Source organism: Kitasatospora sp. NPDC050463, from assembly GCF_040655255.1.
In the GTDB taxonomy this organism is placed as follows: Bacteria; Actinomycetota; Actinomycetes; order Streptomycetales; family Streptomycetaceae; genus Kitasatospora.
Genome location: NZ_JBFAJO010000115.1, coordinates 1 through 18922 on the forward strand (window position 1 = coordinate 1; position 18922 = coordinate 18922).

Consider the following 18922-nt stretch of genomic DNA (forward strand, 5'->3'; position numbering starts at 1 on the left):
GTACCTCACCCCCCTCGAAACCCGAGCCAGACTGCAGCACGACTTCACCCCCGCAGCGTAAGCACACGCTGTCCAAGATCAGGGGGGAACTTCACCCCGACCACCCGACAACGACAGACCACCCCAAACTGACGGCCGATCATACGAGCGCACCGCAGCCCGACAGACCCGCTTCGGCAAACCCACACCAAGCCGGACAACTCACCGCTACCATGCGCAAACGGCGACCCGCATGTGCTTCAACGCCAACCACCCGCCACACACACAAGCCACGACTCGCAGCCTCGGGAAAGCCGACGACTACGCGCTGATGACCGAAACAGCGAAAGTGACCGCATGGCGCCCCCCAACGGGTCACCACCCGGCTCGCCCAGCCTGCTCCCCGTACCCGCGGGGATGGTCCCTGCCACGGCTCCCCGGCGCGTTCGCCGTCCGGGTGCTCCCCGCGCCCGCAGGGATGGCCCTGCAGGTCTCGATCTCGACCGGCGGGACCAACGCTGCTCCCCGCCCCCACGGGGATGGGTCCGTTTCGTGGGTCGCCAGCAGCCCCGGCGGGATCGGCTCTCCCACTCCCGGATCGGGCAGCCTTAGACGATTGACTGTGGGTTAGGAGATCGGGTCGTTGCCGGCGGGATTGAGGCGGTCGATGATGGTGGTGGTATCGCTGCCTCAAAGCGGCGTGAGCGAGGGGTGGTCGGCGATTATGTCATGTATGTCCGAATCAGCGGAAGTGAATGACTTTCGCCTTGCTGCCAGGTAACACCCCAGGTCACGCAGTCTGCTCCCCGCGCCCGCGGGGATGGTCCCGGCACGACGTCGCCCATCTCGGGGGCCTCCTTCTGCTCCCCGCGCCCGCGGGGATGGTCCCGGCGCCCCCGTCGTTGGCCCGTGGTCCGGCTACTGCTCCCCGCGCCCGCGGGGATGGTCCCCTGGAACTCCTCACTGTGATCGCCGAACGCGGCTGTTCCCCGCGCCCGCGGGGATGGTCCCAGGGCCTCAGCCAGCGAGTCCGGGTCGGAGCCGCTGCTCCCCGCGCCCGCGGGGATGGTCCCGTGGACGCCGTGCGCGGCAAGTCGCTGGTGCCCTGCTCCCCGCGCCCGCGGGGATGGTCCCGAGACTGCGGAGCCGGAGCCCGGGCCCTTGTTGCTGCTCCCCGCGCCCGCGGGGATGGTCCCGAGCGGTACAACGCCTGCAAGCCGACGATCTTCTGCTCCCCGCGCCCGCGGGGATGGTCCCCGGGTCGGCATCTACACCAACACCGACTGGTGCTGCTCCCCGCGCCCGCGAGGATGGTCCCGAGTACGGAATCCCGGCAGATGGGCCTCTGCTCTTCGCGCTCGCGGGGAGCAGTCGACGGCGAGCACGAGGCGCTGGTCGCTGTCGGGAGCATCCCCGCGGGCGCGGGAGCAGCCTTTGTACTCGTCCACCCGACCCCACCCGGCGGGATCATCCCCGCGGGCGCGGGGAGCAGCGATCGCGCGCCCGACGGTCTTCGCGGGGCCATCCCTGCGGGTGCGGGGAGCAGAACACCGGCGGCGACCTGGACGAGCGACCGAAGCGGCGACAGGGCCATCCCTGCGGGTGCGGGGAGCAGTACGACACCCGCGCGGACGCGATCCGTCATCAGGGGCCATCCCCGCAGGCGCGGGGAGCAGTCGAGCACCAGCTCGTACGGAACCGTCCGCGCGGGGCCATCCCCGCAGGCGCGGGGAGCAGTTGATCGGCGCGCTGACGGTGCCCTGGCGCGGGGGGCCATCCCCGCAGGCGCGGGGAGCAGCCAGTTCTCAGTTCTGGTTCGGGGTGTTGCGGGGGGCCATCCCGCAGGCGCGGGGAGCAGCTCACCCTCACCCTCGACGCCGACAACAAGCCGGGGCCATCCCCGCAGGCGCGGGGAGCAGACTTCGTGACCTGGGGTTCTATCCGGCTGTGGGGCGAAATTCCTTCACTTCCATTGATTCGGAGATTAGCGACATAGTCGCTGTTCCTTCCTGGATGCGGTGTTGCCGGCCGTCGGAGCAGTATCGGGTGTCATGGTCGATCATCTGGTCTACCGCTGACAACAGGCCAGCCGTCTCGGGCCGGCTGTCGATCGGATCGCTGACAGAGCCTCACCCGGTCCCCCGGCGGGCGGCGACCCGCCCGTCGCACACTGGGCGCGGGGAGCAGGGCAGGGCCCGGGCCGTTGACTGCTGGTCCGCCGGACCATCCCCGCGGGCGCGGGGAGCAGGCGAGCGGCCGGTTCAGGAGGTACGTCAGCCGGGGGCCATCCCCGCAGGCGCGGGAAGGAGCACCGCGCCAACTCCGAGCTCAGCCCGCCGACCCGACCCGGGCCACCACGGTTCCCGAGCAGGCGGCCGAGGGGAAGTAGATCAGCGTGCACAGCACCCTCGCCGCCTACCGCGGCCAGACCGCGTGGCCGGAGCTGATCCACGGCCGGCCCGCCGTCGTCTACCCGCAGCAACTCACCCCCCTGCCGGTACGCGGCGGCGACGGCTGGTGCGGCCAGCGCCAGCCGGAGGGCTGGTCCCAGCCGCACCCGCTGTGGTCCGCCGTCCTAAACGGCCAGCAGCTCACGGTCACCCCCACCGGCCAGTGGTACACCGGCCTGCTGGCCGTCACCCGCGACTGGCGCCGGGCCACCCGCACCGCCGGCGCCGTCCTGCAGATCACCGGCGCGTTCACCAACCCCCTGGAGTTCCCAGCCGCGGCCTCCGCCGGACTCCTTCACCTGTGCGTCGTGAAGCTCACCTTCACCGGCGACACCTGGTAGACCCGGGCGGCTCGCGTCACAACGGCTCGCCGCCCTGTCCGTGCCGCAGCCACTCGGCCGGGTCGATCTCGTGCACCCAGCGACCGGTGGTTCCTCGCCGCAATGGCGTCGGGACCATCCCCGCGGGCGCAGGGAGTAGTCCCAGGTCAGAGCGTTGTCCGAACAACCTCCGGGACCATCCCCGCGGGCGCGGGGAGCAGCAGACCATCTGGTACGGCACCATCCGGGCCCAGGGACCATCCCCGCGGGCGCGGGGAGCAGTAGACCGCCGGCCCGAGACCCACGTTCAGCCTGGGACCATCCCCGCGGGCGCGGGGAGCAGCGACGCGAACCGCGTGGCTGTACGGCTGGCCGGGGACCATCCCCGCGGGCGCGGGGAGCAGCGTACCCGTGACCAGCGGGAACGGGTACCGTTGGGACCATCCCCGCGGGCGCGGGGAGCAGACTGTGTGACCTGGGGTGTTATCCGGCCAGGGAACGGAAATCATTCACTTCCACTGATTCGGACATAAGCGACATGGTCGCCGCTTCTTTGGACGCGGTCTTGCCGAGTAGCGAAGTGGTTCAGGGCGCCATCGTCGATCATTCTTTCCACCGCCGGCAACAAGTCAGGCAGTTCGGATCGGCAGCGGATCAAATTGCTGACAGCGCCTCACCAGATCCACCGGCGGCGACCTGCCTTTCATGCCGAGACCATCCCCGCAGGCGCGGGGAGCAGCTGACCAACTGGGCCGACGGCACGTACAACCGGGGACCAGCCCCGCGGGCGCGGGGAGCAGGGTGCCGCCTGGTCGCGGCGGAGAGCAGCCAGGGGACCATCCCCGCGGGCGCGGGGAGCAGGCCGGGCGCCTACGGCGCGTTCACCGGCACGGGGGACCATCCCCGCAGGCGCGGGGAGCAGCCCTTGTACTCGTCCACCCGACCCCACCCGGCGGGATCATCCCCGCAGGCGCGGGGAGCAGCGGACCTCAGAGCGGAGCCCGATCACCTGGTCGGGACCAGCCCCGCGGGCGCGGGGAGTAGATCTGCTGGGCGATCTTCTCCGGCCGCTACCAGGGGCCATCCCCGCGGGCGCGGGGAGCAGCCGTCCCCCGCTTGGGGGCGGGCCCGGCGACGGGACCATCCCCGCAGGCCCGGGAGCGGTCGGACCCGGCCGGTCCCGTACTCAGAAACCAGTGGTGTCAAGATCGAGGCTCAGAGGAGCCGGCAGCCGAAGGACGGCGCCGAAGGGATGAGGGCCTTCCACCCTCGTGTAGCCGAGCTGGCCCGGCTGTGAAAACAGAGTGCACGTGCGTTCCTGGCGGTCAACCAGGAGATAGACAGGGGCACCGAACTGAGAGTAACGCCGCCGCTTGGCAGTCCGGTCGGTCTCACCGTTCGACGGCGACGTCACCTCGACGACAAGCACAGTCTGGTCCGGCAGGAGCGCCCCCTCCGTCTTCGCCAGCTCGGCGGGGACCACCGCGAGATCCGGCACATAGAAATTCTCCGTACCCGGCAAATCGAGATTCCCCGAGCCGGCACGAAGACCGAGCTCGCGCATACGCGGCCCAATCTGCTCACGGATCAGATCGACAGCCGTCTCGTGAGCCCAGGACGGTGACACGGGGGTGATGACTCCCTCAACGATCTCGACACGGTCACCCGCAACATGCTGAATCGCATACTTCAGGGCGTGTTCCGGATTCGGCACCCGACTGTAGTCACCCGGGCTGGCATGCGCTGCGTTCACGTGCTGCTCTCCTGTCCGGATCCCGACCCTCAACGGATCAGCGATAGATGGTCGTCTTCCGCGTTGCCCACGGCCACATAGCCGCAGCCTCGACGTCGCCCCGGCTCGCGAAAGGACCTGAAGAGCACCTGGGCGGCTAGTAACGTTACTAGCCACCCAGACCCTGCCAAGCTGAGCAACCGACGATTCACCAAGCTCACCAGGAGCACCCCTGCCCGTACGGGGAGCACACTATGGCGTCTGCGCGCCTCGGCTTGGCTGCGAGACCATCCCCCAGGCGCGAGGTCAGCCGACGCCTTGACGGTGCTCTCGCCGAGAAGTCTTCCTCGCACGTGAGGGAGCGAACCCCTGATGGCCCCACCCCCGCGCGTGCGGGGAGCAGCCCGGCCACGCGGACGGTGAACTGCCGGTAGTCGGGGCCATCCCCGCGGGTGCGGGGAGCAGGACAGCCCGTTCACGCTGATCAACACCGTGCAGGGACCATCCCCGCGGGTGCGGGGAGCAGCCGGTTCGCTTCGAGCTCGGCCTCGCTGCGCGGGGGGCCATCCCCGCGGGTGCGGGGAGCAGTCTCGGGGTCGGAGCTGATCCACCTCAGGACGGGGGCTATCCCCGCGGGCGCGGGGAGCGGACTTCGCGATCTGGGGTTCTATCCTGCCGCGAGGCGGAAACCCTTCACCGCCACTGATTCAGACATAAGCGACATGGGTTCGGTTCGTTCCCTGGACGCGGACTTGCCGAGTAGCGAGGGGGTTCAGGACGCCATCGTCGATCACTCTTCCCATCGTCTACAACAAGCTGGCCACATCGGAGCGGCAGCAGGCCGGGTCGCTGACAGCTCCTCACCTGATCCACCGGCGGGCTGCGAGCTGCTTCCGTCCCGATGACTAACCTGCGGGCGAAGGAGCAGCCGTACAACGGGAGGGCCGCAGTCATGTCGAGGGATCGTCCTCGCGGGCACGGTCCTGCAGTACAGGGTGGCCGGGTGGGCTTTGACGAGCTTCCTTCGGGAAGGAGGATCACGCCGCCATGCCGAGTTCGGTTCGGGTGCGTTGGAGAATATCGCGGACGGCTGGCTCGCGTCTCCAGGGTTCGAGGGCGGCGTTGAACTCGCGGACGTAGTCGAGGGCGCGGGAGGACTGGACGCGGGCGAGGATGTCGACGGCCTGGTGGCCGAATCGCAGGCCCTGGTCGAGGTCCCTGGCCTGGAGGTGGGCGGTCCCGACGATGGCCAGGCGCATGCCGACGGAGCGGGTGAACACACCGGGCTGCATGGCGGCGGCCTGCGCGTTCCAGGCCAGGGCGGCTTTGGGGTTCTTGAGGTCGCGGAAGATCTCGGCAGCGTCGGCGGAGAGGCGGGCGTGGTGATAGAAGTCGATCCAGGCGGGCTCCCCGGCGCCGTCGCGGGCCTGGTCGAGCAGGCTCTCGGAGGAGGCCAGTGCGGCTGAGGCGGCCTTGGCATTGTTGTCTCGGGCGTGGGCGCGGGCCTCGATGAGCTTGGTGAAGGCCAGCACCCTGGGGGCGGCCTGGCCCTTGGCCCGCTGGAAGGCGCCCTGGGTCATGTCGACGGCCTGGCTGGGGAAGCCTCTCAGCAGGGCCTGCATGGCCATCGTCGTGAGCACATAGCAACCGAGTTCGATGTCGCCGCCTGCCCGGGCGAGGCGAAGTGCTTGGATGAAGTGCCTTTGGGCGGCGTCGTGCTGGCCGACGTCGAAGGCCGTCCAGCCGGCCAGGCGGGACAGTTCGGCGGTCACCGAGAACAGCTCGCTGCCCACCTCATCGCTGAACGAGCCGTTCAGCAGGGGCACGGCCCGCTCTCGCAGGCAGGTGGTGACGGAGTTGGCCTTCCAGTTCCCGCCGCCGTATTTCGAGTCCCACCGCCGGGCGTCGTCGGCAGCCTCCCGCAGTTCGGCGAGGTCGGCGGCGCCGACCCGGCCGCGGCCCCGATGGGAGGCGTCGTCGTCGGCCGGGGTGACCAGCCAGCGGGTGACCGGGGTGGCGAACGCGGAGACGGCGAAGCTTGTCCCGGTCAGGAAGTCGCGGCGGTCCACAGAGCTCCAGAACGAAGTGGCGACGCGCACGGCGTCGGCGGGGTCTCGCGGGAAATCCAACCCCACCGCGGCGTCCGGCGTCTCGGCATCCGCCATACCGATCTCCGCCAACTGCACCGGCCGCCCCAGGCGCTCGCCGATCGCCCGGGCCAGCAGCTTGGGCACCGGCCAGTCGGGAACCATGCCCCGCCGGCACCAGTTCGCGACCGAGGTATGCGTGTAGTTCGTGGTCAGCCCGGCCTCGTGGGCCAGCTGGTTCACCCGATGGGCCAGCGATTTGTGGCTGGCCCCCTCGCACTTGTCGATCATCCGGGCCAGCGCGTCGTTCGGCGGCTTGGCCCGGCGGGTGGTCGACGCCACAGCGTCCCCCTCATCCGTCCGCGCGCCTTGGCGCGGAAGTCATACGTGACTGGGCACGAGAAGTCGTACGCCCGGCACCGAAGCCGGATCACCGAGGGTATTGCCTTCGCCGCTCGCGGTGAACCGCTTTCGCGAGTTGTGAGCCCCCTTGCGAGCCCTGCCCCGGCCCGGCCGGACGCGGTTGTCTGATGCCCCGGGCCTCCGCCGGACCGGACCACAGACCTTCCGGCGGGGGCCTTCACCGATTCACGCTCGGGGGTGACATCCAGATGTGCGGAATCGCAGGACTGGCCGGCGCTGACGCCGCCCGCCACCAGACGACCGTCGCCGCGATGGGGATCGTTCAGAGGCACCGCGGCCCCGACGGCACGCGGCACCTGATCTCGGCCGACGGCCGGGCGGTGCTGTCCATGAACACCCTCCTGATCGTCGACGCTACCGCCCGGCCCGGTCCTTACGAGGACCCGGCCAGCGGCGTCGTCCTGACCTTCAACGGCGAGATCTACAACTACCGGCAGGTTGCCACGGCCTGGGGCATCCCGCTGGAGCCTGGCGAGAGCGACGCCCACCTGGTGCTGCGGGCCTGGGCCAAGCTCGGCCCCGGCTGCCTGGGCGCCCTGGATGGCATGTTCGCCCTGGCCGCCTACGACCCGCGCGAGGGCCGGCTGTTTCTCGCCCGGGACCGGCTCGGCGAGAAGCCGCTCTACTGGCGCCTGGATGGCGGCCGGCTCGCGTTCGCCTCCGAGGTCACCACCTTGACCGGCTACGGCACCGCCCCGCTGGTCGTCCGCCCGGAGATGCTCAGCATCGAGACGCCGACCGGCGTCGACACCCCCTTCCAGGGCATCCAGCTCCTCGCGCCGGCCACCCTGCTGGCCTTCGACGTCGCCACCGGCTCCCTGGCCCAGCAGACCTGGTGGGCCCTGGAGTGCCTGGAGCCCTGGCAGGGCGACTACAAGACCGCGCTCGCCCGGTTCTCCACCCTTCTGGCCGACCGCGTCCCGCTGCGGGCCCCCGGGTCCGACTTCGCGCTGCTGCTGTCGGGCGGGCTCGACTCGTCGGTGCTGGCTTACCTGATGTGCCCGCAGGTCTGCGTCACGGTCCGCTATCCCGGCCAGGACCGCCTGGACGAGTCCGCGACCGCGGCCGTCGTCGCCCGCGACATCGGCGCCGAACTGGTGGTGATCGAGCCGACCGCCCAGGACTTCGCCCGCGCGCTGCCGGAGATCATGCACGCGCTGGACTACCCGATGGGCAACGCGTCCACGTTCTCCGAGCACATGGCCTACCGGGCCGTCGCCGGGCGGGGCATCCGGGTCGTGGTCGGCGGGCTGGGGCCGGACGAGTTCCTGATGGGCTACGTCCGCCACGCGCTGGTCCTGTTCGGGCCGGAGGCGGTGCTGGGCGCCGGGCTGGAGGCCTACCGGCCGCTGGCCTCCAAGCTCCTGCACCCGGCCGGTGAGCCGCTGGAGCCGGCCGAGGCGATCGTCCGGCTCATCCTGCGCGGGCAGGATCCGGACGGGCGCCTTCGCGAGGTCGTCGCCGACGCCCTGGCCCGGGCCGGCGGGGACCTGGCCCGCGGGCTGACCCTCGCGGACCTGGCCACAGCCTGGCGCCCGCTGGTCATGACCAGCGACAAGCTGGCCTCCGCGTTCGCACTGGAGCGACGCTCGCCGTTCCTGGCGCGGGACCTGGTCGAGTTCTGCTACCGGCTGCCGGTAGAGCACAAGATCGGCGAGCCGGCGGCCGGGAAGCGGATCCTGCGGGACGCCGCGAAGGCGCTCGGCCTGCCGCGGGAGGTCTGGGGCAGCCGGGACAAGCTCGGCTTCGCCTCCCCGGTCCCGAGCTGGCTCAGCGGCCCGCTGGAGCCCTGGGCGATCGCCCAGATCAGCTCCGCTCTCGACCAGGCCCCGCGTTCGCTGCGGCCGCTGCTGGCGGGCGGTCTGAAGCCCGGCGGGCGGTTCGACCGGACCCGGATGCAGTCGCTCATGGCGGCCGCCTGGTTCAACGACCAGCCGGTGGAGACGGCGGCATGACGGGCCGTCGGCTCATTACGGTGAGGGGATGCACTCCCAGACTCTCCCCGACGAGCCGTCCGCCGCCGAACCGCGCGGGGCCGTCGCGATCATCACCAACCGGCGCGGCGAGCTCCTGCTGCACCTGCGCGACGACATCGCCGGCATCGCTTGGCCTGATCACTGGAGCCTGCTGGGCGGCGGCTGCGACCCCGGCGAGGCCCCCGCCGCGGCGATCGTCCGCGAACTCGACGAAGAGGCGGGCCTGGCCGTCGACGACCTGGCCGAGCTCTTCGAGACGAAGGACAGCGTCGGCTCCGGCCAGATCATCACCTTCTTCGCCGGCACCTGGGACGGCGACGAGCAGGCCCTGCCGCTCGCGGAGGGCGTCAAGCTCCAGTTCTTCGCCCCCGAGCACCTGCCCGTCCTGACCGTCCCGCCGTTCATCCGCCACGGCATCCACTGCTACCTGGCCGCCCGGCCCGGCGCCTGACGCCCCCGTCCTCGAGAGGGGTCCGGGCGCCGGTCCGGCGGCCCCACCCCTCTCGGAAGGACACCGTTCGTGAAGCTCACCGTCATCGGCTGCGGCTACCTCGGCGCGACCCACGCCGCCGCGATGGCCGAACTCGGCCATGAGGTCCTCGGCATGGACATCGACCCCGACAAGGTCACCGCCCTGAACGCCGGCCGGGCCCCGTTCTTCGAGCGCGACCTGGACGAGCTCCTGGCCAAGCACACCGCCAGCGGGCAGCTGCGGTTCACCACCTCCTACGCGGAGACCGCCGCCTTCGCCGACCTGCACTTCATCGGCGTCGGCACCCCGCAGAAGCCTGGCGAGATGGCCTACGACCTCACCCACCTGTTCTCAGCCGCCCGCCAGCTCGCCCCCCGCCTGACCGGCCCCGCCGTGATCGTCGGCAAGTGCACCGTCCCGGTCGGCACCGCCCCGCAGGTGATCGACATCCTGCGCGAGTTCGCCCCCGCCGGCGACCAGGTCGAGGTCTGCTGGAACCCCGAGTTCCTGCGCGAGTCCCACGCGGTCGAGGACACCCTCCACCCCGACCGGATCGTCCTCGGCTTCACCTGCGAGAACACCCGTGCGGAGTCAGTGATCCGCCAGGCATACGGCAAGATCATCGAGTCCGGCACGCCGGTCATCGTCACCGACATGGCCACCTCGGAGCTGGTGAAGTCCGCAGCGAACGCCTTCCTCGCCACGAAGATCTCCTTCATCAACGCGATGGCCGAGGTCTGCGAGACCTCCGGCGCCGACGTCCAGCTGCTGGCCGAGGCCCTCGGGCACGACGCCCGGATCGGCCGCCGGGGCATGCGGCCCGGACTCGGCTTCGGCGGCGGCTGCCTGCCCAAGGACATCCGCGGCTTCATGGCCCGCGCCGGCGAGCTCGGCGCCGACCAGGCCCTGACCTTCCTGCGCGAGGTCGACGCGATCAACAACCGCCGCCGCGAGCGCATGGTCGACCTCGCCCGCGAACAGCTGGAGGGCGTGATCAAGGGCAAGCGGATCACCGTCTGGGGCGCCGCCTTCAAGCCCGACACCGACGACATCCGCGACTCCCCCGCCCTCGCCGTCGCCCAGGCCCTCCACCAGGCCGGCGCCACCGTCACCGTCTTCGACCCCAAGGCCCTCGACAACGCCCGCAAGGCCCACCCCCGCCTCGACTACGCCGATCACCCGATCGAGGCAGCCGATGGCACCGAGCTGCTGCTTCACCTGACCGAGTGGCCCGAGTTCACCCGCATCGACCCGGTCGACCTCGCCACCCGCGTCGCCGTCCCCCGCGTCATCGACGGCCGCGGCACCCTCGACCCCGGCCGCTGGCGGACCGCCGGATGGACCCACCGCGCCCTCGGCCGCCCCTGACCGCCAAGACGCTGGGGCCAAGCCATTGCCGCTCTCCTCGCGACATCGTCGGGACCAGCTGAGCGTCTCCGAGCAGCTGGTCCGGCGGACCGGAGCACGGGCGGTCGGGTGGTCCAGCCCGGGGGTCTGCCTCAGCCTGGGGGACCATCCCCGCGGGCGCGGGGAGCAGCCTCGACCTCCTGGAGGACGGCTCGACCAAGGGGGGACCATCCCCGCGGGCGCGGGGAGCAGATGGTGGTCGCCCCGCCCGCCGAGCCCGAGCCGGGACCATCCCCGCGGGCGCGGGGAGCAGCGCACCATGGTCTACCTGGAGCGGTGGAACGCGGGACCATCCCCGCGGGTGCGGGGAGCAGGACCTGCGGCTGCGGGGCCCCGGCGGCGCCCCGGGACCATCCCCGCGGGCGCGGGGAGCAGATCCCCTGGCCCGCCCTGGACTTCGCACGCGAGGGACCATCCCCGCGGGCGCGGGGAGCAGACTTCGTGACCTGGGGCTTTATCCGGCTGTGGGGCGAAAGTCATTCACTTCCATGGAGTCGGACATTAGCAACATAGTTGCTGTTCCTTCCTGGATGCGGTGTTGCCGGCCGTCGGAGCGGTATCGGGTGGCATCGTCGATCATCTGGCCTACCGCTGACAACGGGTCAGCCGCCTCGGTCTGACAGTCGATCGGATCGCTGACAGCACCTCACCCGGTCCACCAGCAGCCGGCGACCCGCACACCGGGGACTTGGGAAGTGAGGACCATCCCGGCGGGTGCGGGGAGCAACAGGCACTCCGAGAGGCCGTCGACCTGGACGACAGAGATCCGCGACGGGTGGCACGGAGCCTTGTGCGTGGGACCTCCCCACCACCGCTCATGATCACTGGGTACGGAGAGGAACCAGTTGACGCAGTCGCGCTTGGGTTTCTGGGTCGGTGGAGTACAGGAGGGTTCCGGACATGCCACGAGTGAGGAGAACTTTGTAGGTATTGCGGACCAGGCGGAGGAAGGTGGCGGGGTCGGTGCGGCTGAGCGCGGGGTCTCTGCTGGCCTGAGGGTTGGGGATCCAGCGGTCCTGGCGCCAGAGGAGGTCGTCTCCGAGGATGACGCCGTTCCAGTCGTACTCGAAGCCCTGGGCGGTGTAGATGCAGCCGACCTGGCCGAAGCCGTCGGGGTCGGTGGCCCACAGCCAGGACGGGGGGACGCCGTCGAGGCGGGACTCACCGCGCAGGTTCCACGGCTTGCGCCAGGAGCCGATCGTGATGTCGTCGACGAGACGGCCGCGGTGCGGGTCGCTCCATGGCCAGCAGAAGCCGGCCGTGATGCGAGCGGTGAGGTACTGCGCCTCCTTGGCCTGCAGGAGGTCTTCCATCTGCTGGGGAGAGTCGACCACTCGGACATGGAAGGTCCGCTCGTCGGCCCATTCGGTGGCGGGCTCGTCGATGAGCTGCAGAAGGCGCAGGACCCACTGTTCGTAGGCGCGGCTGCCACCGTTGCGGAACTGTTCGTTGAGGTCGATGTGGCGTGGGCGCAGGCCTCGGGCGGCGGCGGCCTGGTCGATCGCGTTGCGGCTGCCCATCTCTTCGGGGCGTACGACTTGGTGGTCGTCCAGGAGGAAGACGGGGACGCGGGCGGCGTCGAGGAGTTCGTCGATCTGGCGTACCCCGCGGTGGCGCACGGAGTGGGCGCGGATGCGGTGGGCCTCGTCGCAGATCAGCGCGTCCAGTCCGTTCTTGGGGGCGTCGGCGAAGTTCATGAAGTAGCCGAAGAGCTTGCGGACGCGGGGGTCTTCGGTGCCGACGGCGTGGTGGAGGGTGCGTGTGAAGGACCTGGATCCGGTGGCGTGGACCACGGTGTGGCGGTCGTGGGCAAGGTGGCGCATCAGGTGCAGGGCGATGACGCTTTTGCCGGAGCCGGGGCCGCCGGTGACGATGAGGACTTCTTTGCTGTCCGCTTCGCGGGCCTTCTTCACCGCGCGGCGGACCAGGGAGACAGCGACCTGCTGTTGGTCGAGCAGCACGAACCGGTCGGCGTGCAGGATCTCTTCCGCGGTCGCGCGCAGCAGGGGGCGGCTGGGTGCCAGGGGGCTGTCGACGAGTTCGTCGGCGGCCACGGTGCCGTGGGCGGGTGAGAGGCGCGACTGCAGAAAGGTGATCAGCTGTTCGCGGGTGCTGTGCGTGAACAGGCGCCCGTGTCGGTCGGGCTCAAGGGCGAGGAGGTCGGCCACTTCGGTGGTGTCGGCGTTGTGGAGGTAGGCCACGCCGGCCACGGCGTCGGGTTCCGCGTCCAGGACGGTGGTGAAGTCCTGCAGGTACTGGCAGTAGCGCCGTACCTGGGCGACCGGATGCAGGAAGGCACGGTTGTTGTTGCCGGCCCCTGGCAGGCAGAGGTCCTCGGCGTCGGGCAGAGCCCGGGCATGGGTCCACTGCTTGAGCTCGACGACGACGTAGGACGGCTGGGCCGTGTGGGGGTGCCAGCCGGCCAGCACCACGTCGGCCCGCAGACTGGACAGGGCAAGCCGGTACTCGAGCAGTACCTCGACATTCTGCAGCCCGGCTTCGTCGAGCACTCGGGCCAGAGCGGGAAGACTGTTGCGCCAGGACCGTATCTCCCCGTCCTCGAGTCGGCCCAGTCGCGCCTGGCGGTGACACTGGGCCAGGTCGTCGGCCAATGTGTCCTGGTGACAGCGGTCGACGAACTCACGCGCGGGCATGCGTAGTAGCGGCATCGTCGTCTCCTCGGTCGAGTGCGTTTCATGAAGGGCGCGGGTGGCCCCGCGCGGGGATTGCGCCAGGACACTCCACAGGCGGCGCCTCGCGGCGAGGTGGGTGGTCCCGGCCCGGCTGTGCGCGCCGCAGCGGGCCCCAAGCGGTGGTCATCTGCGCGGCTCGGACCTGTTTCCCGCTCGGGGACCGCTACGGCAGCCCTCGTCTGCGCGGGGAGGGCGAACACCTCCGCCCCGGACCGGGCCGCGATGAGGGTTACCGTCGTGCTGCCTGACGTCACCACGGTTAGCACAGCATGTGTCGTCCTGCTTTGACGAGCGAAGGGTCGAGTTTCTGGCGGCAGACCCTGCAGAGCAGCGGGTCCAGCTGTCGTGGTGCGGGTGGGCAGCTCCGGGTGGGACGCCACTGATCTTGCCCGCCGACAGCGCGGAGGCGGCCCTCCTGGGCAGCTGCTCCGTAGACCTCTTGGAGAGCCTGGTGAAGGGAGGCCCTGAGCGGCTCCGGCAGAACAAGGCCCGTCCGATCGAGTCCAAGGTCGTTGAGGCGAAGGTGATGCGGCTCGAGGACGTCCCCGGGGCACGGCGGATGGTGGCTCGCGTAGACGGACAGATCGTCCTGGTCCCACCATCGCACCGGACGGGGTTGGTGCGGCTTCCCGAACAGGGCACCGACCATACCGGTGAACACGTCGAGCGACCAGATCGGCACGGCCTTCTCGAGAAGAGCTCGAGGTACGGGCGTTCCCGGCCGCCAGAACCAGATGTCACGGGCGCCGGCTGTCCGGTGGCTCCGGTGACGGTCCCGCCAGGCGAGGTCGGTCAGGACCGTGCGCGGGAGTTCGACGGCAACGGCGGTGCCGTCGGTCAGGCGCACGGTGACGTCCGCCCGCTGGCTGTCGCCGGGGTTCCAGGGTTCGGCACGTACCGAGTGAACAGTGGGCCGGCTTCGGGCCCACCGGGTCAGAAGGTGCTTCGCCGAGACCTGCCACACCAGCTCGCGGTGATGACCCCCCGCAGGCCCGGCGTCCGCGGGATGGACGAAATGACCGGCGCCCCGCTCTGCGAGGCTGTGCCGCACCCGTAGCGGGACCCTGGTGCCGACCGGGGAGTCGACCCCGTGGAAGCAGAAGAAGCACACCAACGACTCCGCCCTGCCGGCACCCATCGCACGCCATGCCTCCAGCGGCCGATCCGTCACATGCACCTCCCGCCGGCTGTCGAGGTCGAAGCCGATGACCTGCGGATCGTCCCGCATCTGAACCTCCCTGTCGCATCGTGGTCCCCGAGGCGAGGGCCCGGCCCCCCGGGCGCCCGCCCGATGGCCGGTGCCACGGGCGTTGCCGGCACCGCACCGCCCGCGCGGTGGCACCGGCACGTTCCGGCCTCCCGCGGAATCACCGGCCGCCCTGCGGGCACGGAACACCCGGGCCCGGCACGACGGCAACTACACGGGTGTTCCCGCCTTGAACGTGTGGGAGCGGTGCCAGCGGAAGTGCGGCTCGCGGTCCTCGGTCCACCACGGCACCGCCCGCCCGGCGAGCTGCTCGACGTGCTCCTGGAGGGCGGCCACAGCATGCGCGAGGGGGCTGACCTGGAGGACGCCGCCCGCGATGACGGTGACGTAGCCGCGCTCGTAGAGGCTGTCGCATCCGAGGCTGCAGGCGAGCATGGCGATGTTCGCGAAGTCCCGCTTCTCCTCGTCGGTGCACACAGCACGCTTCTTTATGTGCGCGGCGACCAGCAACGCGGCCGGCAGGACGCGCCCGCACAGGGCGCACTGTCCGGTGTGGCCGGGCAGCAGGTGGCGCTTGAGAGCGGCCTGCTCACCGCGGTACGCGCGCAGCGCGGTGCGCTCCAGCTCGCCGTCGAAGCCGACGGCGGCCGCCGCTTCCGCCTGCGGGTCCGGGGCCGGAGCGCTGCTGGTGTCGGCGGTGGAGGGTTCGAGGCTGAGGTAGGCCTGGAGGGTCTCGCTGTCGCTGTGATCGAGGATGTAGATGCCCTGGATGTTGCGGTTGGGCTTCCACGAGAGCAACTGGCGGATTTCCTCGACAGTGATGTCCAGGCCCTGGGTGCCGGAGAGGGCGTACATGTACTCCCAGGTCTGGTCGTTGTGGTTGCGGCCCCAGAGGCGCTCGGCGAGTTTCTCGTCGCGCCACAGCAGCGCGATCGTGCCGGCGAAGTAGATCTTCTTGTCCCCGCTGAAGAGCGCGAAGTCCCCCGCGCTCATCTTCTGGACCTTGGAGACGTTCACGTTCTTCTTGCCCGGTACGACACCCCACATCCGGGCCGTCCCCTCCGGGAACAGCTGCTCCAGGTGTTCCCGGACGTCGGGAGCGAGGAGGTCGGAGTGGTTGGCGAAGGTCACCGGGGAGGCGATGGTGTCGAGGTAGTGCTGGTTGACGTCCTTGTCCGACCTGGCGGCCGGTTGCAGCACGATGCGCATGTGGTGGTCATCCCCCCAGTTCCGTGTACTTGTCGGCGCGTCCGTAAGCGAGGTGGACCGGGTACTTCGCACGGTTGGCCGCGATCTTCTCGGTGAGCGCCTGCTCAAGGTCGATACCGAGGACGTCCACGAGTCTCAGCAGGTAGGCGAACACGTCCGCGACTTCCTCCCGGACCCGCTGACTACGCTCCGGATCACCCATGATGGCGGACGACTGCTCCGGCGTCAGCCACTGGAACAGCTCAAGGAGTTCTCCCGCCTCCCCACCGAGGGCCATCGCCAGGTTCTTCGGCGTGTGGAACTGCTCCCAGTCCCGTTCGGCCGCGAACGCGGCCAGCTCCCGCTGCAGTGAGCTGATCGTCATGAGGATGATCTATAGCAGCCGTCTCCGACAGTACGCCAACGGCCCGCACCCGCCCCCGGTTCCGGACCGTCATAGACGACTGCTACAGATCTTCCCCGTGTACCTGTTCGAAGGCACCGTCGGGGCGGCCCGTGGCCAAGCATCAGGCGTCATCCAGCGAGGTGAAGAGTTCAGCGCACTCGTCGGCAAAGGAGCAGAGCTCGTCCACGACCGCCCGATACCTCTGCGGGTCCCGGTCCCTACGGGGCGAAACGTCGGTCCACTGCTGCCACAGGCCCCCTGCGTCGAGGAATCGGGATGCACGCTCGGATCCGACGGCGGCATCAAGGTGGAGCAGCGCCCCCAGAGCAAAGGCTTGGTCGTAGTCGAGGTCGGGCCGCGGCAAGTATCGATCAAGGTACTGGCACAGGAGATCGGCGTCCGGACGGTCGCCGAATGTGGCGAGGGCGACGCAGTAGGCCGCGCCGGCATAGGGGCCTTCGCTGGCCAGCAGAAGTTCGCCGATGCGGCTACGGAACTCGGTCCTGCCAGCTACAACAATCAGCCAGGAGGCAGTCTTGCGCTCTCGCCACCCGCCTTCGAGGAGGACTTGGAGCTCAGCGGGCGTGACCTCCGCGGCCGCCTTGACCAACTCCAGCGCGAACACCGCGCGCTCGGGTCCGCTCAAGCGCAGCACGCTCCCACCCAATCGCAAGTACCGCCGTCCGGGCGTAACGAAACGGCGGACGAGGTCCGGCAGCTCAGGGTCGGTGTTGGCATAGCGCACAGCTGCATCCTTGCCCGGCGAACGCCCGGCTGCCAGAGGTTTTAGCCAAGCAGCGCCGAGCGGCGGTCAGTAGTTCAGAGAAGCCTGCATCCGATGCCCGATGCTGCACGTCAACCCGAAGATGCTGCCTCGCCTGGACGAGCTCGAACAAGACCTCCCCGGCAGGCGGCAGCGCGCTGAAGCCGAAGGCTGGATCGGTGAGATCGAAGGTATCGACCTCCCCTCACCTTCCTTCGCAGCAAGCAACCGCCGCATTCACCGAGCCGTCATTGACCTGGGCATCCCGCCCCGCGATTTCAGCAGACCGGCTGTTGAAGGAAAGGAAGAACCTCAGCCGCGTTGAATACCGTCAGTCTCGTTTAGCACAGCACGCAGACCGTCTTGGGTCTGTACGAGTAGACCACCGGCTACCTCAGCAACAGCCAGGTACCAGGAGCCTGGGGTGAGTTCGAGGCCAGAGGGAACGCCATCGTCCCCTCGGAGCGTTCTCAGCTGTGGCACGGCAAACCAGAACGGGACAAAGGTATTGGCTTCAGTGGGCGCAGTTTGGCCAGGTAGCGCACTGGGGTATCCGAAGCCAACCGAGCCTATGTCTCCAAGGAAATACACGGCTCGGTCAGTCAGGTATTTACTTAGACCTCGTTTCTTTTGGTGCTTCCTGGTGCCCGAGGTGTGCCGGGATACTTCTGGGGTGCTGTTGACATGGATCGCCGAGGTGGCGGACGAACCGCTGGTGCTGGAGCCGACTGATCGGCGGGTGGAGTGGGAGACCAACACCTGGTGGCTGGGGGCGGAGGATGAGGACAGGCGCGCCTTGTCCGTGTCGGAGGTGGTCGCCGCCTTTGAGCGAGCCGCCGAAGGCATCCGGCTCCGCATCAGCGAGATGGGCTTCGCCGGGATGGCGACGTTCTACGTGTGGCACGACGAGCAGGCTGGGCAGCTTCGGTGCTCAACGGGATCGGTGGCCGCGGACGAGTTGCCCTTTGGCGGCGCCTACGTGGCTACCGATGATCTTGGTGCTGTCGTTGAGGGTTTCCTGAGTGACCGGGATCCGGGCTTGGTTGCCTGGTCGGCTCTTGAGGCCGAGGACGGACAGGCAGAGCAGATCGCTCCCGAGCCGCAGGCCGCGCCTTTTTCCGTGTGGGTCCGCCGCGTCGGACCGGTCTCACACTGACCGGTCCCGCCCGCCGACGCGGCCCAGGCGGCGGTAGCAGATCAGGAGCGCGGCGATGCCGGCGAATGCGAGGAAATGTTCGGCCTTGCGTTCGTAGCGGCGGTGCAGTCGGCGGCATCCGGCGAGCCAGGACATGGTGCGTTCGATGACCCAGCGGTGGCGGCCCAGACGTTGGGAGGACTCGACTCCGCGGCGAGCGATGCGCGGGACGATGCCGCGTGACCGCAGCCATCGCCGCAGGTGGTCATAGTCGTAGCCCTTGTCTCCGTGGAGCTTGGCCGGTCGGCGCCGACGTGGTCCTCGGCGGGAACGGATGGGCGGAATGCCGAGCACCAAGGGTTCCAGGGCCTGGCTGTCGTGCAAGTTCGCTCCGGAGATGGCGAGCGAGATCGGCAGCCCGTTGCGGTCACAGATCAGGTGGATCTTCGACCCCTTCTTGCCGCGGTCGGTCGGATTCGGTCCGGTCAGTCGCCCCCTTTGAGGGCGCGGATACTTACCGAGTCGATGGCGCACCGCGACCAGTCCAGCTCGCCCCGGGCACCGAGCTCGTCCAGGACAACCCGGTACATGAACCGCCCCGGGTTCGATAGAGACCTCAGCTTGTGGTTGTGACCTGTGGTTTTGCAGTTGTGAGGTGGTAGGTGTTCTCGTACTCGACGGGCG

Annotated in this window: 13 protein-coding genes, 1 pseudogene and 4 CRISPR repeat arrays; of the genes and pseudogenes, 6 read left to right on the forward strand and 8 right to left on the reverse strand. The window is 69.8% G+C overall.

Going from position 1 to position 18922, the window contains the following annotated elements:
- Positions 1–778: 778 nt before the first annotated feature.
- A CRISPR array of direct repeats spans positions 779–1297; the repeat unit is 29 nt; unit sequence CTGCTCCCCGCGCCCGCGGGGATGGTCCC.
- Between the two features lie 1077 nt (positions 1298–2374).
- Positions 2375–2770: a hypothetical protein gene (locus AB0J08_RS38235; RefSeq protein ID WP_360643657.1), complete on the forward strand. Its 396-nt coding sequence runs from the start codon at positions 2375–2377 to the stop codon at positions 2768–2770.
- A 110-nt stretch (positions 2771–2880) separates the two neighbouring features.
- Positions 2881–3214: a CRISPR direct-repeat array (repeat unit 29 nt; unit sequence GGGACCATCCCCGCGGGCGCGGGGAGCAG).
- 721 nt (positions 3215–3935) lie between these two features.
- On the opposite strand, the gene AB0J08_RS38240 is transcribed toward AB0J08_RS38235, so the two are convergent.
- Complete coding sequence (locus AB0J08_RS38240) at positions 3936–4502, reverse strand: Uma2 family endonuclease (protein WP_360643660.1); 567 nt, start codon at positions 4500–4502, stop codon at positions 3936–3938.
- 357 nt (positions 4503–4859) lie between these two features.
- Positions 4860–5130: a CRISPR direct-repeat array (repeat unit 25 nt; unit sequence CCATCCCCGCGGGTGCGGGGAGCAG).
- Positions 5131–5518: 388 nt separating this feature from the next.
- Positions 5519–6910, reverse strand: a complete 1392-nt coding sequence (locus AB0J08_RS38245; RefSeq protein ID WP_360643663.1) for a sporulation protein — start codon at positions 6908–6910, stop codon at positions 5519–5521.
- 269 nt (positions 6911–7179) lie between these two features.
- Here AB0J08_RS38245 and AB0J08_RS38250 point away from each other — a divergent pair, with 269 nt between their 5' ends.
- The 3 genes from AB0J08_RS38250 (at position 7180) to AB0J08_RS38260 (ending at position 10807) form a co-directional block, all read left to right on the forward strand.
- On the forward strand, positions 7180–8946 hold the full coding sequence (locus AB0J08_RS38250) for an asparagine synthase-related protein (RefSeq protein WP_360643666.1): 1767 nt from the start codon (positions 7180–7182) through the stop codon (positions 8944–8946).
- 28 nt (positions 8947–8974) lie between these two features.
- A complete protein-coding gene (locus AB0J08_RS38255) occupies positions 8975–9418 on the forward strand; it encodes an NUDIX domain-containing protein (RefSeq protein WP_360643669.1) in 444 nt (147 codons plus the stop codon).
- Between the two features lie 69 nt (positions 9419–9487).
- Entirely contained in the window at positions 9488–10807 is a 1320-nt protein-coding gene (locus tag AB0J08_RS38260; RefSeq protein WP_360643672.1) for a UDP-glucose/GDP-mannose dehydrogenase family protein, read from the forward strand.
- 140 nt (positions 10808–10947) lie between these two features.
- Positions 10948–11282: direct repeats of the CRISPR family, unit length 29 nt; unit sequence GGGACCATCCCCGCGGGCGCGGGGAGCAG.
- A 385-nt stretch (positions 11283–11667) separates the two neighbouring features.
- On the opposite strand, the gene AB0J08_RS38265 is transcribed toward AB0J08_RS38260, so the two are convergent.
- The 5 genes from AB0J08_RS38265 to AB0J08_RS38285 form a co-directional block, all read right to left on the reverse strand.
- Positions 11668–13515 carry a DUF2075 domain-containing protein gene (locus AB0J08_RS38265; protein WP_360643674.1) on the reverse strand — a complete coding sequence of 616 codons (1848 nt, stop codon included), beginning with the start codon at positions 13513–13515 and terminating at the stop codon, positions 11668–11670.
- 283 nt (positions 13516–13798) lie between these two features.
- Entirely contained in the window at positions 13799–14767 is a 969-nt protein-coding gene (locus tag AB0J08_RS38270; protein WP_360643677.1) for a hypothetical protein, read from the reverse strand.
- Positions 14768–14956: 189 nt separating this feature from the next.
- The gene (locus AB0J08_RS38275; RefSeq protein WP_360643679.1) at positions 14957–15955 is read right to left on the reverse strand and encodes a hypothetical protein; all 999 of its coding nucleotides are present in this window, start codon (positions 15953–15955) and stop codon (positions 14957–14959) included.
- Between the two features lie 7 nt (positions 15956–15962).
- A complete protein-coding gene (locus tag AB0J08_RS38280; protein ID WP_360643682.1) occupies positions 15963–16319 on the reverse strand; it encodes a nucleotide pyrophosphohydrolase in 357 nt (118 codons plus the stop codon).
- A 142-nt stretch (positions 16320–16461) separates the two neighbouring features.
- Complete coding sequence (locus AB0J08_RS38285; RefSeq protein ID WP_360643685.1) at positions 16462–17085, reverse strand: DUF6000 family protein; 624 nt, start codon at positions 17083–17085, stop codon at positions 16462–16464.
- A gap of 100 nt (positions 17086–17185) precedes the next feature.
- On the opposite strand from AB0J08_RS38285, the gene AB0J08_RS38290 reads away from it, so the two are divergent.
- On the forward strand, positions 17186–17428 hold the full coding sequence (locus tag AB0J08_RS38290; protein WP_360643688.1) for a hypothetical protein: 243 nt from the start codon (positions 17186–17188) through the stop codon (positions 17426–17428).
- 348 nt (positions 17429–17776) lie between these two features.
- A complete protein-coding gene (locus AB0J08_RS38295; RefSeq protein WP_360643691.1) occupies positions 17777–18259 on the forward strand; it encodes a hypothetical protein in 483 nt (160 codons plus the stop codon).
- Here AB0J08_RS38295 and AB0J08_RS38300 read toward each other — a convergent pair.
- Positions 18251–18828, reverse strand: a pseudogene (locus AB0J08_RS38300) (IS5 family transposase); the annotation flags it as partial. The gene AB0J08_RS38295 and the pseudogene AB0J08_RS38300 overlap by 9 nt on opposite strands.
- Positions 18829–18922: the final 94 nt, after the last annotated feature.

What these genes read in the sequence shown, in the direction of transcription:
- AB0J08_RS38255 (WP_360643669.1), top strand. Translation starts at nt 8,975, where the DNA reads ATGCACTCCCAGACTCTCCCCGACGAGCCGTCCGCCGCCGAACCGCGC.
- AB0J08_RS38275 (WP_360643679.1), bottom strand. Translation starts at nt 15,955, where the DNA reads ATGCGCATCGTGCTGCAACCGGCCGCCAGGTCGGACAAGGACGTCAAC.
- AB0J08_RS38280 (WP_360643682.1), bottom strand. Translation starts at nt 16,319, where the DNA reads ATGACGATCAGCTCACTGCAGCGGGAGCTGGCCGCGTTCGCGGCCGAA.
- AB0J08_RS38265 (WP_360643674.1), bottom strand. Translation starts at nt 13,515, where the DNA reads ATGCCGCTACTACGCATGCCCGCGCGTGAGTTCGTCGACCGCTGTCAC.
- AB0J08_RS38250 (WP_360643666.1), top strand. Translation starts at nt 7,180, where the DNA reads ATGTGCGGAATCGCAGGACTGGCCGGCGCTGACGCCGCCCGCCACCAG.
- AB0J08_RS38290 (WP_360643688.1), top strand. Translation starts at nt 17,186, where the DNA reads ATGCTGCACGTCAACCCGAAGATGCTGCCTCGCCTGGACGAGCTCGAA.
- AB0J08_RS38270 (WP_360643677.1), bottom strand. Translation starts at nt 14,767, where the DNA reads ATGCGGGACGATCCGCAGGTCATCGGCTTCGACCTCGACAGCCGGCGG.